The organism is Mammaliicoccus sp. P-M59 (genome assembly GCF_022386135.1).
In the GTDB taxonomy this organism is placed as follows: Bacteria; Bacillota; Bacilli; order Staphylococcales; family Staphylococcaceae; genus Mammaliicoccus; species Mammaliicoccus sciuri_A.
The window spans coordinates 1-16,988 of sequence record NZ_JAJNJJ010000016.1 but is presented as its reverse complement, the minus strand read 5'-3'; the positions used below and the strand labels follow the sequence as shown (position 1 = coordinate 16,988).

19 protein-coding genes are annotated in these 16,988 nt (G+C 32.0%); 13 read left to right on the top strand and 6 right to left on the bottom strand.

Annotated elements, in window-relative coordinates; translation table 11 throughout:
• Nucleotides 1-280: 280 nt before the first annotated feature.
• The 3 genes from LQ617_RS15600 to LQ617_RS15590 all read right to left on the bottom strand — a co-directional run bounded on the left by LQ617_RS15600 (nucleotide 281) and on the right by LQ617_RS15590 (nucleotide 1,753).
• Nucleotides 281-607 carry a heme oxygenase gene (locus LQ617_RS15600; RefSeq protein WP_037590416.1) on the bottom strand — a complete coding sequence of 109 codons (327 nt, stop codon included), beginning with the start codon at nucleotides 605-607 and terminating at the stop codon, nucleotides 281-283.
• Nucleotides 608-618: 11 nt separating this feature from the next.
• Nucleotides 619-1,341, bottom strand: a complete 723-nt coding sequence (locus tag LQ617_RS15595; RefSeq protein ID WP_196308160.1) for an SDR family NAD(P)-dependent oxidoreductase — start codon at nucleotides 1,339-1,341, stop codon at nucleotides 619-621.
• Nucleotides 1,342-1,486: 145 nt separating this feature from the next.
• Nucleotides 1,487-1,753, bottom strand: a complete 267-nt coding sequence (locus LQ617_RS15590) for a SunI/YnzG family protein (protein ID WP_025904965.1) — start codon at nucleotides 1,751-1,753, stop codon at nucleotides 1,487-1,489.
• A 227-nt stretch (nucleotides 1,754-1,980) separates the two neighbouring features.
• On the opposite strand from LQ617_RS15590, the gene argF reads away from it, so the two are divergent.
• Nucleotides 1,981-2,982, top strand: coding sequence for an ornithine carbamoyltransferase (gene argF / locus LQ617_RS15585; RefSeq protein ID WP_239740777.1), 1,002 nt, complete (start codon nucleotides 1,981-1,983; stop codon nucleotides 2,980-2,982).
• A gap of 44 nt (nucleotides 2,983-3,026) precedes the next feature.
• Here argF and rarD read toward each other — a convergent pair whose 3' ends face one another.
• The gene (rarD, locus tag LQ617_RS15580) at nucleotides 3,027-3,938 is read right to left on the bottom strand and encodes an EamA family transporter RarD (protein WP_103361308.1); all 912 of its coding nucleotides are present in this window, start codon (nucleotides 3,936-3,938) and stop codon (nucleotides 3,027-3,029) included.
• A gap of 3 nt (nucleotides 3,939-3,941) precedes the next feature.
• A complete protein-coding gene (gene hutG, locus LQ617_RS15575) occupies nucleotides 3,942-4,931 on the bottom strand; it encodes a formimidoylglutamase (RefSeq protein ID WP_037590419.1) in 990 nt (329 codons plus the stop codon).
• 157 nt (nucleotides 4,932-5,088) lie between these two features.
• Between hutG and LQ617_RS15570 the strand changes: the two genes are divergently transcribed.
• Together LQ617_RS15570 and LQ617_RS15565 are read left to right on the top strand one after the other, a co-directional pair.
• Complete coding sequence (locus LQ617_RS15570; RefSeq protein WP_191835692.1) at nucleotides 5,089-5,823, top strand: hypothetical protein; 735 nt, start codon at nucleotides 5,089-5,091, stop codon at nucleotides 5,821-5,823.
• Nucleotides 5,824-6,097: 274 nt separating this feature from the next.
• Complete coding sequence (locus LQ617_RS15565) at nucleotides 6,098-6,589, top strand: metal-dependent hydrolase (RefSeq protein WP_204188297.1); 492 nt, start codon at nucleotides 6,098-6,100, stop codon at nucleotides 6,587-6,589.
• A 51-nt stretch (nucleotides 6,590-6,640) separates the two neighbouring features.
• Here the strand turns inward: LQ617_RS15565 and LQ617_RS15560 are convergent, their stop codons facing one another.
• Nucleotides 6,641-6,793 carry a hypothetical protein gene (locus LQ617_RS15560; protein WP_162841906.1) on the bottom strand — a complete coding sequence of 51 codons (153 nt, stop codon included), beginning with the start codon at nucleotides 6,791-6,793 and terminating at the stop codon, nucleotides 6,641-6,643.
• 180 nt (nucleotides 6,794-6,973) lie between these two features.
• On the opposite strand from LQ617_RS15560, the gene LQ617_RS15555 reads away from it, so the two are divergent.
• The 10 genes from LQ617_RS15555 to LQ617_RS15510 all read left to right on the top strand — a co-directional run bounded on the left by LQ617_RS15555 (nucleotide 6,974) and on the right by LQ617_RS15510 (nucleotide 16,599).
• Complete coding sequence (locus tag LQ617_RS15555; protein WP_037590424.1) at nucleotides 6,974-8,161, top strand: UTP--glucose-1-phosphate uridylyltransferase; 1,188 nt, start codon at nucleotides 6,974-6,976, stop codon at nucleotides 8,159-8,161.
• A 14-nt stretch (nucleotides 8,162-8,175) separates the two neighbouring features.
• On the top strand, nucleotides 8,176-8,874 hold the full coding sequence (gene trhA, locus LQ617_RS15550) for a PAQR family membrane homeostasis protein TrhA (RefSeq protein WP_051575476.1): 699 nt from the start codon (nucleotides 8,176-8,178) through the stop codon (nucleotides 8,872-8,874).
• A 9-nt stretch (nucleotides 8,875-8,883) separates the two neighbouring features.
• A complete protein-coding gene (locus LQ617_RS15545) occupies nucleotides 8,884-9,126 on the top strand; it encodes a hypothetical protein (protein ID WP_037590426.1) in 243 nt (80 codons plus the stop codon).
• Between the two features lie 130 nt (nucleotides 9,127-9,256).
• Complete coding sequence (locus LQ617_RS15540; protein WP_159316336.1) at nucleotides 9,257-9,658, top strand: TipAS antibiotic-recognition domain-containing protein; 402 nt, start codon at nucleotides 9,257-9,259, stop codon at nucleotides 9,656-9,658.
• 110 nt (nucleotides 9,659-9,768) lie between these two features.
• The gene (locus LQ617_RS15535) at nucleotides 9,769-11,358 is read left to right on the top strand and encodes an amidohydrolase (RefSeq protein WP_239740776.1); all 1,590 of its coding nucleotides are present in this window, start codon (nucleotides 9,769-9,771) and stop codon (nucleotides 11,356-11,358) included.
• Between the two features lie 3 nt (nucleotides 11,359-11,361).
• Nucleotides 11,362-12,702 (top strand): multidrug efflux MFS transporter SdrM, encoded by a 1,341-nt coding sequence (gene sdrM, locus LQ617_RS15530; RefSeq protein WP_159316334.1) that lies wholly within the window; start codon nucleotides 11,362-11,364, stop codon nucleotides 12,700-12,702.
• 32 nt (nucleotides 12,703-12,734) lie between these two features.
• On the top strand, nucleotides 12,735-13,202 hold the full coding sequence (locus tag LQ617_RS15525; RefSeq protein WP_037590433.1) for a SepA family multidrug efflux transporter: 468 nt from the start codon (nucleotides 12,735-12,737) through the stop codon (nucleotides 13,200-13,202).
• A 70-nt stretch (nucleotides 13,203-13,272) separates the two neighbouring features.
• Nucleotides 13,273-14,742: an MDR family MFS transporter gene (locus LQ617_RS15520; protein WP_204167989.1), complete on the top strand. Its 1,470-nt coding sequence runs from the start codon at nucleotides 13,273-13,275 to the stop codon at nucleotides 14,740-14,742.
• Between the two features lie 129 nt (nucleotides 14,743-14,871).
• Nucleotides 14,872-15,933 (top strand): Mrp/NBP35 family ATP-binding protein, encoded by a 1,062-nt coding sequence (locus LQ617_RS15515; RefSeq protein ID WP_037590437.1) that lies wholly within the window; start codon nucleotides 14,872-14,874, stop codon nucleotides 15,931-15,933.
• A gap of 15 nt (nucleotides 15,934-15,948) precedes the next feature.
• Nucleotides 15,949-16,599 (top strand): KinB-signaling pathway activation protein, encoded by a 651-nt coding sequence (locus tag LQ617_RS15510; protein ID WP_204258756.1) that lies wholly within the window; start codon nucleotides 15,949-15,951, stop codon nucleotides 16,597-16,599.
• Nucleotides 16,600-16,988 lie beyond the last annotated feature (389 nt).

Genomic DNA, 16,988 nt, shown 5'->3' with positions numbered 1-16,988 from the left:
CTCACAAGATTGAAAAAGATGTGAGTTAAATGGGTAGTAAACTCACAAGATTGCAAAACATGTGAGTTAAAGGGGTAATAAACTCACAAGATTGTTGAACATGTGAGTTAAAGGAGTAGTAAACTCACGAGATTGAAAAACATGTGAGTTAAAGAGGAAATAAACTCACAAGATTGCAAAACATGTAAGTTAAGCACCAAATAAACTCACATCTTCCTCATTCCACCCTCATAACAAAAAACAAACTGAACTAGATAAGTTCAGTTTGTCCATATTTATATTATTTTGGGTCGATTGTTGTTTCGACTTTAGCGATTGCGATTTCAGATCCTAACATTGGGGATTCGCCTTTGTCTTTATTACTGTCTCCGCCGCGACTATGTGCTTGTTTAAATGCATCGCTCGTTTTCCATGCTTCGAAGTCTTCTAGTTCTTCCCACCACATATTGACATGTAATTCGTCATTGTCTTCAATGTCTTGCATATTCCAAGTTTCAACTTTAATGAAACCTTTCATTTCTTGTAGTGCGCCACCTTTAGTAAACATTGGTGCTAATTTTTCTGCATAACCTTTTTTCATTTTAATTCTATTTGTTACAACATACATAGTGATCTCTCCTATTCTTTTGGTGTTGGGTTAGTAGCCCAGATTTGTGCTGTCTTCATAAATGTTCTTGGTTGTAGTTTCAGTTGTGATACAACTACGTCTGCTATATCTTCTGGATGCGTCATCGTATCTTCTTGTAATTGTGTTTCTCCTATTAAATCTGTTAATACAGCAGAAGGGGTTAAATATGATACTCGAATATTATGCCTTCTCATTTCTTGCATAATACCTTCAGTCATACCAATTACCGCATATTTAGTAGCAGAATAGATACTGCTTGTTGCACTGGCTTTTAATCCAGACATTGAGGCGATATTAATAACATCTCCGCTTTTTTGTCTTACGAGATGTGGTAATGCTTCTTGTAAGACGTAGTATATACCTTTAACATTTGTTTCGAATAATTGATCGAACTCAGATTCACTTACATCTAAAAATGAATTATTCTTCATAATACCTGCATTATTAATCACGATATCTATAGAGCCTAATGCATGGTATGAATCTTCTATGAAACGTTGCACATCTTTTTGGTGCGCAATATTGGTTTCTTTATAAAATACTTTGACGTCATATTGTTTAAGTTCATCGGCTGTTGCTTTTAAAGTATCAATATTTCTACTTGCAATAGCGACATTAACGCCTTCGTGAGCTAATGCAATCGCGATTGATTTACCGATACCTTTAGAGCCACCCGTAATGACTGCATTGAGCCCTTTTAAGTCTCTTAACATATTGAACATCACTCCTTTCTTATATGTTAGCATGCTTTAAAAATGTATCATAATAATTTAATTTGAAAATGCCATATAAATAACACCACGAAGTCAGTGTAATATGACTTCGCGGTGTTTATTTAAAATGCCTGAAAGTTTGAACTTAAGCTTCTTTAGTAAGTTCGTTGTAAACTTTCTTATCAGCATGTGTATAAATAATGTATTCTTTATCATTTGTTTCGATAATCACACGATTTGTTTTGCCAAAAGTTGAGCCAATTCTTACGATATGATCTTGGGCTTCATTAGACAAAGCGTGAATATCTTGATCCTCTTTAATGTTTTTAATTTCATTATTTGGAATTGTAATGTCCGCTACTCTCCATTGAATATGAACTTGATTATTGTCCTTTGATACTCTCATTGCCATATCTAAACACATCCTTTTGTTTGATGACTACATCATAACGTATTATGTATCCGTTTTCAATAGAAAAACGAGAAAATGTGTTATATTTTTTATTTATTATGTCATACTAATTAAAATAAGTATTTTTTATGCAATATATTGAATAACTATTTACAAATGGAATCGTATGTTGTAATATTATCTTTATAAATAAATAAGGAGCTGGTTTCATTGGGACGAAGTTATCTATGTTAAAAGAATTAAACAAGACAAGTTTTTTAAAAGAAGTTGATTTTTCTAAAGCAGAATTAGAATCACTTATTGATTTGGCAATGGAATTAAAATTCAAAGAAAAGCATCAGATCCCACATCGTTATTTAAACGGGAAACATATCGCTTTATTATTTGAAAAGCAATCTACAAGAACACGTTCAGCTTTCACAGTAGCTGCAACTAAAATGGGTGCAAGTGTGTCATATTTAGGTAAAGAGGATTTACAGCTAGGTAAGAAAGAATCTGTAGAAGATACAGCAGTCGTACTTGGATCTATGTTTGATGGAATTGCTTTTAGAGGATTTGAACAAAAGACAGTAGAAGACTTAGCTCAATATTCCAACGTACCCGTATGGAATGGCTTAACAAATGAGTGGCATCCTACACAAATGTTAGCGGACTTTATGACAATTAAAGAATACTTTGGTACATACGAAGGAAAGACTTTGACATTTATAGGAGATGGACGCAATAATGTTGCAAACTCATTGCTCGTTACGAGTGCAATTTTAGGAGTGAATATTCATATTGTTGCACCATCATCACTTCAACCAAATGAAGAAGTTCAAAATATGGCATTGTCATTTAGTAAAGAATCTGGAAGTGAAATATTAATTACAGATAATATCCAAGAAGGTATTTACGGCAGTGATATCATATATACAGATGTTTGGTGTTCAATGGGTGAGGAACAACAATTAGAAGAACGCTTTGAATTACTTAAAGATTACCAAGTAAATCAAAACTTAATTAATTTAACAGGTAAAAATGAAACTTTATTTTTACATTGCTTACCAGCTATTCATGATTTGAATACTGAAATGGGTACGCTATGCTTCGAAAAGTTTGGTGTAACATGTATGGAAGTGACAGATGACGTATTTAGATCAGTTTATTCAAAAGTATTCCAACAAGCAGAAAATAGAATGCATACAATTAAAGCTTTATTAGCTACAACTTGTGGCGATATATATTAATAAATAAAGGCTGAGACATCCATGAATGTCTCAGCCTTTTATTGTTAACGAGCTTCTTTAGTTAATTTTTTTCTATTGCGATTAAGTTCTACATATTTACTGTAGCTATAAATGATAATACCTGCCCAAATAAATATGAATGTAATAAATTGATCAACATCGAAATGTTCGTTCAATAAGAATATACCAATAAAGAACATGATAGTTGGACCAATATATTGAATAAAGCCTGTTAAAGATAGAGGTATTCTTCTTGCGCCAGCACTAAATAAAATAAGTGGAACAGCTGTAACAGCACCAGAAAGTAATAACCATCCGCTTGAACTGTTCATACCAAATGTAACGGCGTTGTGTTGTGATAAGTAGAATATATAAATAAGTGCTGCTGGTAATGTCACGATACATTCTATCGTAATACTACTAAATGCATCGATATCTACAACTTTCTTGATCAATCCATAAAGCGCAAATGATGTTGCAAGTAATATTGATACGAATGGAAATTCTCCGACTTGAAAAGTCATATAAATAACACCAACAAATGCTAATAGAATAGCTACCCATTGAGCTTTTGAGAATCGTTCGCCTAGGAAAATAAAGGCTAGGAATATACTCATTAAAGGATTGATGTAATAACCAAGACTTGCTTGTAGTACATGGTGGTTATTAACCGCCCAAATAAATGTACCCCAGTTCACTGTAATTATATAACCAGCGATGATAATAGCGAATAGCATTTTCTTTTGTTTAAATAACTTAATTGTTGCTGCTTTGAACATTGGAAATTGTTTTGTAAATAATAACAGTAATAACATGAATACTGCTGACCATATAATACGATGTGCTAAAATTTCGAATGGTCCAATTTCACTTACGAGGTTCCAATAAATTGGTAGGACACCCCAAATAACATATGCAAATATTGCATATATAATACCTTTTTTAAATTCTGACATGATTTAGGACTCCCACTGTGATTGAATGACTTCTGCTTGATCGTGATAAATATTCGATGCGATATTCGCAAGTAATCTTGCAGTTCGATTATCTATATCGAATCTTGGTGATAGCTCAGCAATACTAATGCTTGAACTTTTGTTTGAGTTTGTAACTAATTGTAAAATTGTTTGAACAATTTGAGGTTGTAATCCCATAATACAAGGTGCACTTACTGCAGGTGCATAACTTACATCTATAGAATCAGTACATAATGTAATGAGGATTTCATCATAGCCTTCAATAAATGAATTAATAGAAGTAATTGTTTCTATCGATAAATGGCTACGAAGCTCATCTTCACGAATGTATTGGACACCATATTCATCAGCTCTTTCGAAGAGTGCTTTAGTATTACCATTTTTCTGAATACCTAACACAAAATAACCAACTTGATCATCTTGATCTAAAATCTGTTTAAACATTGTGCCAGAAGATGTTTTTTCGTCGTAATCTCTCATATCAAAATGTGCGTCTATGTTGATGATGCCAATTTTTTTGTCTTTGTTGGCTTTTCTTACACCTAAATAATGGCCATATAAGACTTCATGACCGCCACCAATAATAACTGTAAAGTCATTATGCAATAATATGTTTGAGATTTTATCTCCAAGTTCTGATTGCGCTTCTTCCATTTTATTTTTGTGGCAAATGACATCTCCGTAGTCAGTTAAATGTAAATACTCATTATGTATTGGCAAAGGACTTAAAGCTTTTCTAAAATGTTTAGGACCATCTACAGCACCTGGTCGACCATTATTTCTAGAAACACCTTCATCGCATTCAAAACCTATAAGTGCCATATTAACTTGATGTTCGAATTCTTTCTTTGGTGTAATGTCTTCTTTCTCAATATGAATTGAGTCAACGATTTGATGGAATCTAAAGGCAGAACGCAATGTTGTGCTATCTGTTCTACCTGTCCACTCATCCTTTTTAACACTTCTATACATATTTAATACCCCCTAAATGTTACAATAGTTTTTACTAATGTTAGTTTATCATGTATGATATTCTTATGTTTTATTAAATGCTTAATTATTTTATAAGAAAGAAGTGTCTTTAATGAATAGTAAGAAAGAAAAAGCAAAAAGGCCGAGGAGTGATTCTATGAAATGGATTTATGGTCTCTTAACAGTTTGCTTATTATTTCTAGTAGCATGTGACAACCAAACTTCTAAGAATAATGAACATAATGATAACGAAAAATCATCTGAAACGACTACTGAGAAAAAAACAACTTCAGAATCGACAGGTGAAGATGTTAAAACTAAAGAAGAAAAATCAAAAACAAATAATAATGATAACAATCAAAATGGCAATAACAATCAACAATCTTCAGATGAAATTCCAGTAGAAGAAAATGTAAATGGTGTTAAACCGAACAATCATAATGAAACTGAAAACTTTGATACAGAAGCTTATACAGTAGCAAGAAATTGTTTGTTAAATCAAGGTAACTCTCAAGCAGAATGTGATAAAGCAGAAAATACAATCGAATTTACGAGAGCTTGGCAAAATTTATCTCGTGATGGTTATTTATGTAATGATGATGGCTGTACATTACCTAAAGAAAATGATCAGAATAATCAAGGTCATCAAGATCAACATCACTCAAATACAAATGAAGATTCTAACCAAGATTCAAACCAAGGATCAAATGAACAAAGTAATGAACCCTACGAAGAGGATAATAATCAAGCTGATCCATCTCGAAACACGAATCAACAAGACGAGAATACAAATAGAGAAGGGCAAAGTCAAAATCGCTCTCAACAATCAAGCAACAATGAATCCACTCAAAGTGATCATCAGCAAGAAACACAATTAAACAAAGCAAGCTAAATAAAAAACGTTCATCTAATGCGATGAACGTTTTTTTATTGTGAAATAAGGGGGTTATTTCAACAATGGTATAGGGTTATGTTTAATATGACTTACAACTATAGTTTAACAGGGATTAATAACAAATCAATACTTATGTGATTACTTTCACAATTTTGTCATTTGAATTACATTTATGTGAGGTATATCACTATAAAGTCACAAAGTGTTCGTATACTTGTTCGGTATTTTGTGGTAAAATAAAATAAAGTAATTGAAAAGAGGAAACATTAATATGACAGGAAAAACACATCTCTCATGCGGTATATTCATCGGGTCATCATTAAGTATTTATTATGGAGAAGATATTTTTACATCATTTACGATTGTAAGTTTATGTGGTGTAGCGAGTTTGGTCCCAGATATTTGTCATTTCAAAAGTAATCTAGGTAAGAAAATATTTCCGATTAGTTTTGTTATTAGGTTAATTTTTGGACACCGAACGTTTACCCATTCATTATTATTTCTATTTTTAATATTTTGGGGATTGAGAATAATATCCGCACCAGAACCATATTTAGTTTCGATTATATTGGGTATGTTATCGCATATCATTTTAGATATGTTAACGCCAAGAGGGGTCAAACTATTTTATCCTTTAAATGTCTCAGTTAAATTACCCATTGTATTTAGAACGGGCGGTGTTATGGATTTAAGCTTATCATCTGCATTTACCATTATCACAGTCATTTTATGGTGGAAAGATATTTATCGATTGTTTATATAAAAAAAGAAGCTAAGACCAAAGGTAGTGTCTTAGCTTTCATTAAACATTATGTTATTTTCCGAATTTACCTTTTAAATCTTCGCCTTTTTCTTTAGCAAAGTCTTTACCTTTTTCAGTATATTCGTCTTTATTCTCTTCTAAATGATCCTTACCTTTTTCAACTGCTTTGTCTTTTGCATCGTTAAACTTATCTCCTAAACTCATAATAAAATCCTCCTTGGCCTATTATATATAGGAATATTTTGTGCTTAAAGCAACACATTATTATAAATACCCATTTAATTTTTAAATAATCATTTTAATTATAAATTTTTTGTGATATTTTTAGACAAATCATTCTAAAGTCGTATAATAAGAATGAGTCAAATTTTCGGAGGTATTATAATGCTAGATGAAACAAACCTGAAAGAACATGGTCAACATCACATTTTAGAATATACTAAAGTGATGAGCCAAAGTGAGAAAGAACAATTAGAATCTGATATCAATCAATTAGATTTAGATGAAATAGATAAGCTATATCAAGATGTATACATAAATAGAAAAACAATAGATGTTGCAGATAATATAGAACAAGTTGAGTTTGAAGTTAAAGATCAACTTTCAGAAGAACAACTGAAATCTTACCGTTCACTTGGTATACAAGCGATTAAAGATGGTAAATTTGCTGTATTATTAATGGCTGGTGGGCAAGGTACAAGATTAGGCCATAAAGGACCAAAGGGTACATTCTCATTCAATAACAAAAGTTTATTTGAAAGACAAGCAGAGCAATTAAAGCAATTAACAGAAGAAGTGGGTACGCCAATTCATTGGTATATCATGACAAGTGACGTGAATCATAAAGATACATTGTCATTTTTCTTAGAAAACAAATACTTTGATTACGATGAAAATTATATTCATTTCTTTAAGCAAGACCACATTGTATCTTTAACGACGGACGGTCAATTAATTTTAGATACAAATAGAAGAGTCATGCGCACACCTAATGGTAATGGTGGTGTATTCAAATCTCTAGAGAAGACAAAGTTACTTGCTGAAATGAAAGAAAATGGTGTGGAATACTTATTCTTAAACAACATTGATAATGCGCTCGTAAAAGTTCTGGATCCTGAATTTGTTGGATTTACATTAGAACATAATAGTGATGTAACAACTAAATCTATTAAAGCGCATAGCGGAGAAAAAGTTGGTCGTCTTGTATCAATTGATGGTAAAAAACGTGTATTAGAGTATTCTGAGCTATCTGAAGATGATGTTGATAAACTAGAGAATGCTAATATAGGTATTCATGTATTTAAATTAGATTTTCTTATAGAAGCGGCTTCTAAACCATTACCGTATCATTTAGCAGTTAAGAAATTAAAACAATTAGATGAAGACTTCAGTGTTGTAGAAGAAGAGTCATTGAAATTCGAATTGTTTTATTTTGATATTTTCAAATATGCAGAATCATTTGCTACACTTCAAGTAGATAGAACGAAAGAATTTAGCCCTTTAAAGAACAAAGAAGGACAAGACAGTATCGAAACAGCGCAAAGAGATTTAGAGAACAATCAACTATTATAAAAAGAGGTATATGAATGGAACAAATCAATCATACAAAGTCTCATCCTAGAAAAAACGGGAAAGTTAAAGAAGCATTTAAAGATATTATGCCACTTTCCTTCGGTGAGGAAGTTGGTAATGCAGTATCACATGGTGTCCCTGCTTTCTTTCTATTATTCTTCTTACCATACGCAGCAGTAGAAAGTTATATTAGTGATGGCGCACTTAAATCGACGAGTGTCTCTATTTATATTATAAGTATTATGCTGATGTTTTTATCATCTGCCATTTATCACTCAATGTCATCTTCATCACCTCAGAAATACATTATGAGAATTATTGATCATAGTATGATTTATATCGCAATTTGTGGAACGTACACGCCGATTGCATTATCGTTAGTTGGCGGCTGGTTAGGTTGGCTAATTATGGCAGTCCAATGGGGAATTACAATTTGGGGCATTATATATAAATCAACAGCTAAGAACGTTAATCATAAATTAAGTTTAGCGATGTATTTAATCATGGGTTGGATGGGTGTTCTCATGTTACCAACAGTTATCAATAAGACATCGTTAATATTTATGTTGTTTATTTTATTTGGAGGTCTTAGTTATACAGTAGGAGCATGGTTCTATGCTCAAAAAGATAAAAAGTACTTCCATATGATTTGGCACTTCTTCATTTTGATTGCTTCAATTTTTCATTTTCTAGCAATTATGTACTTTATGTAGGAGGATAAGATGAACTATCGTTTGTATTATACGGTTCTTACAATTATTATTTTAATTCAAGGCTATTTCTTTTATTACTTTGTATTTAGTGACGGCAAACAAAGTGGTTTGCAGTTTATGGGTATTGTTTCACTTATATTCGGTCTAATATTAGTTTATGCATTAGTATTATTGATTAAACACCAACGCAGAAATAATAAACAAACGTTTAATGAACATCTTAAAAAAGGTGAACAAAGACGATTGAAATAAAGTTAGTGAGCAGGATATATAATCTCTTTAGAATATTGAGGTTTCTATCCTGCTCTTTTTGTTATTTTTTTGCAAAACGGGTAAATAGATAATATTAAATGTTATACGATATGAATAGGGGGAAATCATAATGTCAGAAAAAAGAGATTTTGAAACATTCGATCGTGACAAACTAAATGTTAATGAAGAGATTCAGGGAGAAACAGTAGAAGATAGAAGCGGCCATAAGATAGACCAGACTGATGATCAGTTTCTGGATATGACGAAAGACGAAATTAAAAGTAAAAATCAAATTGAAAAGAAACTCGTAGAAAAACTGGATAATATTGTTGAACAAGGGGCAACATTAGAAAGACAAGAAGAAGTCACTCATTTACACAGAGAATGGTTAACATTCAGTTGGCCAAATTATACAGAAGATAAACACTTAGAAATTATTAATATGTATGAAGCGGATGAAAGATATAAAGCATATTTTGGTGAAGAAAGAACGGAAGCATTAATTACTGCCGTTAAGCATGTCATACTATAAAAATGAACTTTATAAAATTAAAATAGGAGACATCGATTTTATCGGTGTCTTTTTTACTATTAAATATGTAGAATTAGAATAAACTTGAATGTATAAGGGAGCTGAATCGGATGAAAAAGTTATATCATAACGGAACAATATATACGATGGAAAGACCAGATGATACATATGCAGGGGTAATTGTAGAAAATGGTTTGATAGAAGCTGTTTTATCAAAAGAAGATTTAAACCAACTTCAAACAACGGATTATGAAACAATCGATTTAAAAGGTGGGACGATGTTTCCAGGTTTTGTTGAAACACATATTCATGTTATGGGGACTGGTGTTTGGTTATCATCAGTCATTTTAAATGGTGAGACAAATATTGAAAATGTAAAAGAAAAAATTAGCCAGAAAGCACAAACGCTACAACCAGGTGAATGGTTAGTTGCTGAAGGTTATGACGAAAATCTATTAAATGGCATTAGACTTAATAAATTTGATTTAGATGAATTATGCAAAGATAATCCGGTAATTGTAAAAAGGGTATGTAGACATGCAGCAATCGTCAATTCGAAAGCGTTAGGGATTTTAGGTATGACAAATGATGTCGAAAATCCTGACGGTGGTTCATATGAAAAACAAGAAGGTGAACTGACTGGTTGGTTATATGATACAGCTATGGAACCATTTGAAGAATTAGCTTCTAATGAAGATGAACAGTCTCTTACTAAACACTTAAATAACGCGATTACATATTTATATCAGTATGGTATAACGGGATCGCATACAGAAGATTTAGGTTATTACGAAGATTATAAAGATGTCTTAAATGCTTATAAAACAGTTGTAGGGCCAGGTGAAGATCAAAAGCCATTTAGAGTACGATTGTTACGACACTTTAGTGTTTATGAACAAATGATGGAAGAACAGGCGACTTTTGTTGATAAATGGATAGAGCCTGATGCTATGAAATTTTATGCAGATGGTGCTTTTGGTGGTAGTACAGCATTGTTGAAAGAACCTTATTCTAATGATCCTACTGGAACGAATTATGGACTTGCGATATATACACAAGAAGAACTCGAAGAAAAAGTGAAAATCGCAAGAAAATATAATGGTGCGATAGCTGTTCATATGATTGGTGACAAAGCTTGTGAAATGGTATTAGATGCGATAGAAAAATATCCTGTGCCAAACGGACTAAGAGATAGATTAATTCACATTAGTACATTAAATGAAGCGTTATTACAACGTGTTGCGAAGTTACCTGTGATTTGTGACGTTCAGCCACAATTTATTACAAGTGATTTTCCGTGGGTTCAAGATAAAGTAGGGAAAGAAAGAGCGAGATATTTATATCCGTTTAAGTCAATGTTAGACTTAGGTATTATAATAGGTGGCGGTTCAGATGCACCGATTGAAACACCGAATCCTATGCTAGGTATTCATGCGGCAGTTAATAGACAAACGTATGGTGAAGAAGGTGCGTATTTCTTTGAAGAAGCACTTTCGGTATTTGATGCTTTACGTTTATATACAACACTTGCGAGTGAGATTGGTCAAACGACTGACCGTACTGGAAGAATTAAAGTAGGATATGAAGCGGATTTCACCGTGTTAGATCAAGATCCATTTAAGGTTAACCGTCAAGATTTAGCACAAATTCAAGCTAAATTAACAATTGTTAACGGAAATATTGTATACGAAAGAGCGTGAATTATGACTAAGAACAAAGGAATTGTGTTGGCTTTAGTACTTATTATGTTTATGAGTGCTATAGAAACATCAATCGTATCTTTAGCAACACCAACGATGCAGAAAGACTTTAATATTGATACGGAAGTTGCATTAATCTTTACAGTATATTTAATAGCGGTTGTGTTTATGACACCAATCGTTGGTGAACTTGTAAAGAGAATTAATATTAAGTTAGTAGTGTTACTAGGGATATCTGTATTTATTATTGGTAGTGTATTTTGTGGGTTAAGTGAAATGACACATAGTTTCCCATTGCTAGTTATTTCTAGAATTGTTCAAGGTTTAGGTGCAGGTGTCATGATGACATTAGGTCAAGTTGTACCTAAACTTGCTTTTCCAATTCCGAGAAGATATAAAGTGATGGGTATTGTTGGAAGTGTTTGGGGTATATCTAGTATTGTAGGACCACTGTTAGGTGGCGCAATATTAGAATCTTTAAACTGGAGCTTTCTATTTTATATCAATGTACCTATAGCTTTAGTATCTATGTGGTTGGTTATAAAGTATTTTAATTTCGAACAAGAAAAAGTAGAAAAAACTAAATTAGATTATAAAGGCTTATTCATATTTTATGGTGTGGTCGCAAGCTTTTTACTAATTGTTGCAGAACATATACCATTTATTGTACGTATGATTTGCTTCATATTATTAATTGGATTTGTCGTATTACTCTACAGAGTTGAGACGCGTATGAGAAATCCGTTTGTACCTGTTGAAGCATTTAATAGAAAAATCATCCTCGTGTTATTTACAGATATGATTTATTCAACAATGTTGATGGGCTACACTATTTTTATGCCAATCTATTTACAAAATGAACAAGGCTTTACACCGTTACAAAGTGGTTTGATCATTTTTCCAATGTCGGTAGGTTGGTTGTTTATCACGTTTGTACTTGGTAGATTAGATCAACTTAAATTGAAATTTATTTATATGTTAGCTTTCTTGGCAATGTTTGTTGGTAGCTTTGCTATATTAACAGGCGTCGAATGGATTGTAATCATTCCATTTGCTGTTTTTGTAATGGGTGTATCATTTGGTACAGTATATACGAAAGATGTTGTCGTTGTTCAAGAAGAAGCGCCTCATCACCAATTAGGTTCCATGATGTCGATTTATACATTATTTAAGACGATAGGTAGTACAACTGGATCGTTAATTGTTTCTTCAATATATGTATTAAACATTTCGTTTTTAAGTTACGGCGTTCAAAATATTATGTTGTATATTATGTTAGTAGTTGTTACATTGACGATTGTATGGTCTATTGTATTTAAAGAAAAGAGAAGAAAAAGTTTTTAAAGGTAAAACATATTTAGAGGGAGTCACAATGTATGAAAAGAAAAAATAAGCGTTTTGATATTTTTCATTTATTGTCCATATTGATTATTATAAGTATTTTCACATTGTCTGGTGCAATTTTTATTGTACTACTTTCTTTTGGTATGTTTGGATTAAGCAGAATTTTAATTTATTATGGCTTAGCAGAATTCAACTACAATAAAAGTATGATAGATAACTTGTTCTATTATGGTAGTTATATATTGTTTGGCTACTTTACACTTGTCGCTATAGAATTTTTATTAGATAGATTTAAAAATAGACTAAATGATAATCCGTATTTCAAGGGTATGACTTTTCATTTATTAACGATAACTGTTAGCACGATTATGTTTTATTTCACAGTACATATATATTATTCACAAATCAAAATTGACTTTTGGGTTATTTTAGTGATAATCACTGTTTTATATATATGTACTGAAATTTTCTATCCAGATAGCAAAAATTTAAACCGATGAAACATTTATTTTGATTTCCGAAATAAAATAGTGCATAATAGCAAAGGTATATTTGGAAGGAGTTGAAACCATGAATGTTCAGGACATTTCAAAAGGTCAAAGAAATTTGGTAGTAGCTGTAATGTTAGTAAGTGCCTTTGTGGCGATTTTAAACCAAACTTTATTAAATACAGCAATACCTGAAATCATGGTACATTTAAAAATCGATGCCAACCAAGGTCAATGGTTAATGACAGGATTTATGTTAGTCAACGGTGTTATGATACCGGCTACAGCATTTTTGATGGATAAATTTAATACAAGACCACTTTATTTAATGGCGATGTTATCATTTACAATCGGTACTTTAGTTGCCGCTTTATCGCCAAACTTCGGAATATTAATGTTAGCAAGAGTACTTCAAGCAATGGGTGCAGGTGTTATGATGCCCCTTATGCAATTTGTACTCTTTAATTTATTCCCTAAAGAAAAACGTGGTTTTGCGATGGGTATGGCAGGTCTCGTTATCTCATTCGCCCCAGCATTAGGTCCAACGTTATCTGGTTATCTCGTTGATAACTTTAGTTGGAGAAGTCCATTCTACACAATCATTCCATTCGCGGTTGTAGCATTAGCTTTTGGTGCGAAATACTTAACGAATATTTCTAAACCAAAAGATGTTCACTTAGATGTACCATCTATTATTCTATCTACAGTAGGCTTTGGATCTTTATTATATGGATTCAGTAGCGCAGGATCTCTAGGATTCACATCACTAATTGTTATCGTTACATTAATTATAGGTATCGTAACGTTAGTAATCTTCGTATTAAGACAGTTAAAATTAGAAACCCCATTATTGAATATAAGAGTATTCAAATATAAAACATTTGCATTAACAACAATCATAGGTATTTTCTCAATGGTTTCTTTAATTGGGCCATCACTATTAATGCCAATGTATATGCAAGATGCAAGAGGATATTCAGCATTAATTTCTGGTTTACTATTATTACCAGGTGCAATCATTACAGGTGTTATGTCACTTGTAACAGGTCGTTTGTTCGACAAATACGGTGCGAAATGGTTGGCAATCATCGGATTTACAATCATTACAGTCACAACTCTCATGCTTGCATTCTTAAATGATAGTACATCACTATTTTATTTAATTGTTGTTTATTCAATTAGAATGTTTGGTGTCTCTATGATAATGATGCCTGTTAATACTGCAGGATTAAATGCGATTCCAAACGAAGTATTATCCCATGGTACAGCAATGATGAATACACTAAGAACAATCTCAGGTTCAATTGGTACAGGTATATTAGTAACGATTATGTCGATTGGTGCTAAGAACTTTGAACCTTCAAAGACACAATTAGAACATGCCAATGCAGGTAATACTGCGAAGATATTACAATCTGAAGCAATGATTCACGGTATTAATATTGCTTTCTTAGTATTAACTGTTATTGTATTTTTCGGAGTTGTATTATCTATATTTATTAAATCAGAAAACAAACATAGTAATACAAGAATACCGAACCATTCTAAATAAGAAGATTTAAAGGCTGAGATTATGATCTCAGCCTTTTTTTGAACAATAAACTACCTGTATGTTTAAATTTTTTGTTACACTGAATATAATGATAAGTAGATAATTATTTTAGAAGGGGAGTCGTAGATTTTGTTATCAGTAGAACAGGTTAAAGAACTTGTGGGAGCGTTACATGATCCGATTGTAGATGTACCACTTAAAGAAACAGGCGGCATAGTTGAAGTTAGCATCAAAGAAGAAAAAGAGCATGTGAGTGTCAAAGTTGCGATAGCTAAGCTTGGCGGACAACCACAACTAGATTTACAAATGGAAATTGTAGATCTATTAAAAGAAAATGGTGCGAAAACTGTAGGGATAAGATTTGATGAATTATCTGATGAAGCATTAGAAAAATTCAAAGGTATAATGGAAGAACAAACGATAGAAGGATTATTATCTAAAGATAATCCAGTTGAATTTATTGCAGTTGCTTCAGGTAAAGGCGGTGTTGGTAAATCAACAGTAGCCGTTAACTTAGCAGTATCTCTTGCTAGAGAAGGTAAAAAAGTAGGACTCGTTGATGCTGATATATATGGATTTAGTGTTCCAGATATGATGGGTATACAAGAAAAACCAGAAGTAGAAGGCGAACAAATTATTCCTGTTGAGCGTGAAGGCGTTAAAGTTATTTCTATGGCATTTTTCGTTGAAGAAAATGCACCTGTCATTTGGAGAGGTCCAATGTTAGGAAAAATGATCACAAGTTTCTTTACAGAAGTTAAATGGGGAGAATTAGATTACTTAATACTTGATTTACCACCAGGTACTGGTGATGTAGCTTTAGATGTACATACAATGTTACCTTCAAGTAAAGAAATTATTGTAACGACACCTCACCCTACTGCAGCATTTGTTGCAGCAAGAGCAGGTGCAATGGCTAAACATACTGAACATTCTATTTTAGGTGTAATCGAAAATATGTCTTATTTCCAAAGTAAAGAAACAGGAAATAAAGAATATGTATTCGGTAAAGGCGGCGGTGCTAAATTAGCACAAGAACTTCAAACGACGTTATTAGGTGAGCTTCCATTAAGTCAACCTGAGTGGGATGAAAATAACTTTTCACCTTCTATCTATAAAGAACATGAAGATTTAGGTAAAGTTTATAGTCAAATTGCTAAGAATATCATTAATATAACAGATGAAGATTAGTGCGGAGGTAAGCAAGTGACTTTAAAATATTTAATTCAATTTTACAGAAATACACTGTTGATAGGTGTAGTTGTGACATACATTGCATCACTTATCTTTGGATATGATAAAGTAACGAAATATTTATTTGCTGGAGAAATAGGTGAGTTTGTAGCAGCTTCAATATGGTTCTTAGTTGTAGGACTACTTGTAGCAACTATTAGTCAGCTTGCATATTTCATCTATTTATTCATTAATCAATTAGGCATAGGTATCTTTGGTAAGATATGGCCACATGTACAAATCGTTGTAACAGTATTTGCTATATTTGATTTAGTGTATTTTAGATTTTTAAGATTTGGTGGAACAGATCAAATCTTATCATTTATTTGGTTACCGATCGTTGTCGTTATTTTTGCGCTCATTACAAGTAATATAAAAAACAAACAATCTAAAAAGAATTTATGGATTCCATCTATGTTTTTCATGGTTGTTATGACGACAGTAGAGCTTATACCATTTTTAAGAGTGGAAGATACAAGTTGGATTTATCTTACAATCTTTGGATTATTATTATGTAATGCTTATCAATTAATTACATTACCTAAATATAATGCGTTGTCTCTTGAAGAGAGAAAAGCCAAGAAATCAAAGTTGAATAAAGACGGTAAATCAATGAAGAAATGATACAAAGCACAAGATTAAATTCTATTTACACCTTAATCTTGTGCTTTTTAATTTTTTGTTAAAAAAGATGCTAAATAGTGTTGACTTTTAAAACCTCACTTGATATTATATAAAAGTCGCTGAAAACGACAGCACAACAACGAAAAAAGTTATCAAAACTTTTTCTTGAAAGTGTAAAATTGACTCTTGTTAATACGAAATAAATGTTATATATTTATAAACGTGTTAAAAATAAGTTAACAAAATTAGTTGAAAACAAACATTGTTTTTAGTACAATGTTGTTTAGACGCAAATTAGATGAACATTGAAAACTGAATGACAATATGTCAACGTTAATTCCAATAATTGAGTACTGAAAGTACTTCAGAGTGATTGGCTTAACCAATCA

What these genes read in the sequence shown, in the direction of transcription:
- LQ617_RS15520 (WP_204167989.1), top strand. Translation starts at nt 13,273, where the DNA reads ATGAATGTTCAGGACATTTCAAAAGGTCAAAGAAATTTGGTAGTAGCT.
- argF (WP_239740777.1), top strand. Translation starts at nt 1,981, where the DNA reads ATGTTAAAAGAATTAAACAAGACAAGTTTTTTAAAAGAAGTTGATTTT.
- LQ617_RS15535 (WP_239740776.1), top strand. Translation starts at nt 9,769, where the DNA reads ATGAAAAAGTTATATCATAACGGAACAATATATACGATGGAAAGACCA.
- LQ617_RS15560 (WP_162841906.1), bottom strand. Translation starts at nt 6,793, where the DNA reads ATGAGTTTAGGAGATAAGTTTAACGATGCAAAAGACAAAGCAGTTGAA.
- LQ617_RS15555 (WP_037590424.1), top strand. Translation starts at nt 6,974, where the DNA reads ATGCTAGATGAAACAAACCTGAAAGAACATGGTCAACATCACATTTTA.
- LQ617_RS15600 (WP_037590416.1), bottom strand. Translation starts at nt 607, where the DNA reads ATGTATGTTGTAACAAATAGAATTAAAATGAAAAAAGGTTATGCAGAA.
- LQ617_RS15565 (WP_204188297.1), top strand. Translation starts at nt 6,098, where the DNA reads ATGACAGGAAAAACACATCTCTCATGCGGTATATTCATCGGGTCATCA.
- LQ617_RS15590 (WP_025904965.1), bottom strand. Translation starts at nt 1,753, where the DNA reads ATGGCAATGAGAGTATCAAAGGACAATAATCAAGTTCATATTCAATGG.
- LQ617_RS15540 (WP_159316336.1), top strand. Translation starts at nt 9,257, where the DNA reads ATGTCAGAAAAAAGAGATTTTGAAACATTCGATCGTGACAAACTAAAT.
- LQ617_RS15595 (WP_196308160.1), bottom strand. Translation starts at nt 1,341, where the DNA reads ATGTTAAGAGACTTAAAAGGGCTCAATGCAGTCATTACGGGTGGCTCT.
- sdrM (WP_159316334.1), top strand. Translation starts at nt 11,362, where the DNA reads ATGACTAAGAACAAAGGAATTGTGTTGGCTTTAGTACTTATTATGTTT.
- LQ617_RS15525 (WP_037590433.1), top strand. Translation starts at nt 12,735, where the DNA reads ATGAAAAGAAAAAATAAGCGTTTTGATATTTTTCATTTATTGTCCATA.
- trhA (WP_051575476.1), top strand. Translation starts at nt 8,176, where the DNA reads ATGGAACAAATCAATCATACAAAGTCTCATCCTAGAAAAAACGGGAAA.
- hutG (WP_037590419.1), bottom strand. Translation starts at nt 4,931, where the DNA reads ATGTATAGAAGTGTTAAAAAGGATGAGTGGACAGGTAGAACAGATAGC.
- LQ617_RS15545 (WP_037590426.1), top strand. Translation starts at nt 8,884, where the DNA reads ATGAACTATCGTTTGTATTATACGGTTCTTACAATTATTATTTTAATT.
- rarD (WP_103361308.1), bottom strand. Translation starts at nt 3,938, where the DNA reads ATGTCAGAATTTAAAAAAGGTATTATATATGCAATATTTGCATATGTT.
- LQ617_RS15570 (WP_191835692.1), top strand. Translation starts at nt 5,089, where the DNA reads ATGAAATGGATTTATGGTCTCTTAACAGTTTGCTTATTATTTCTAGTA.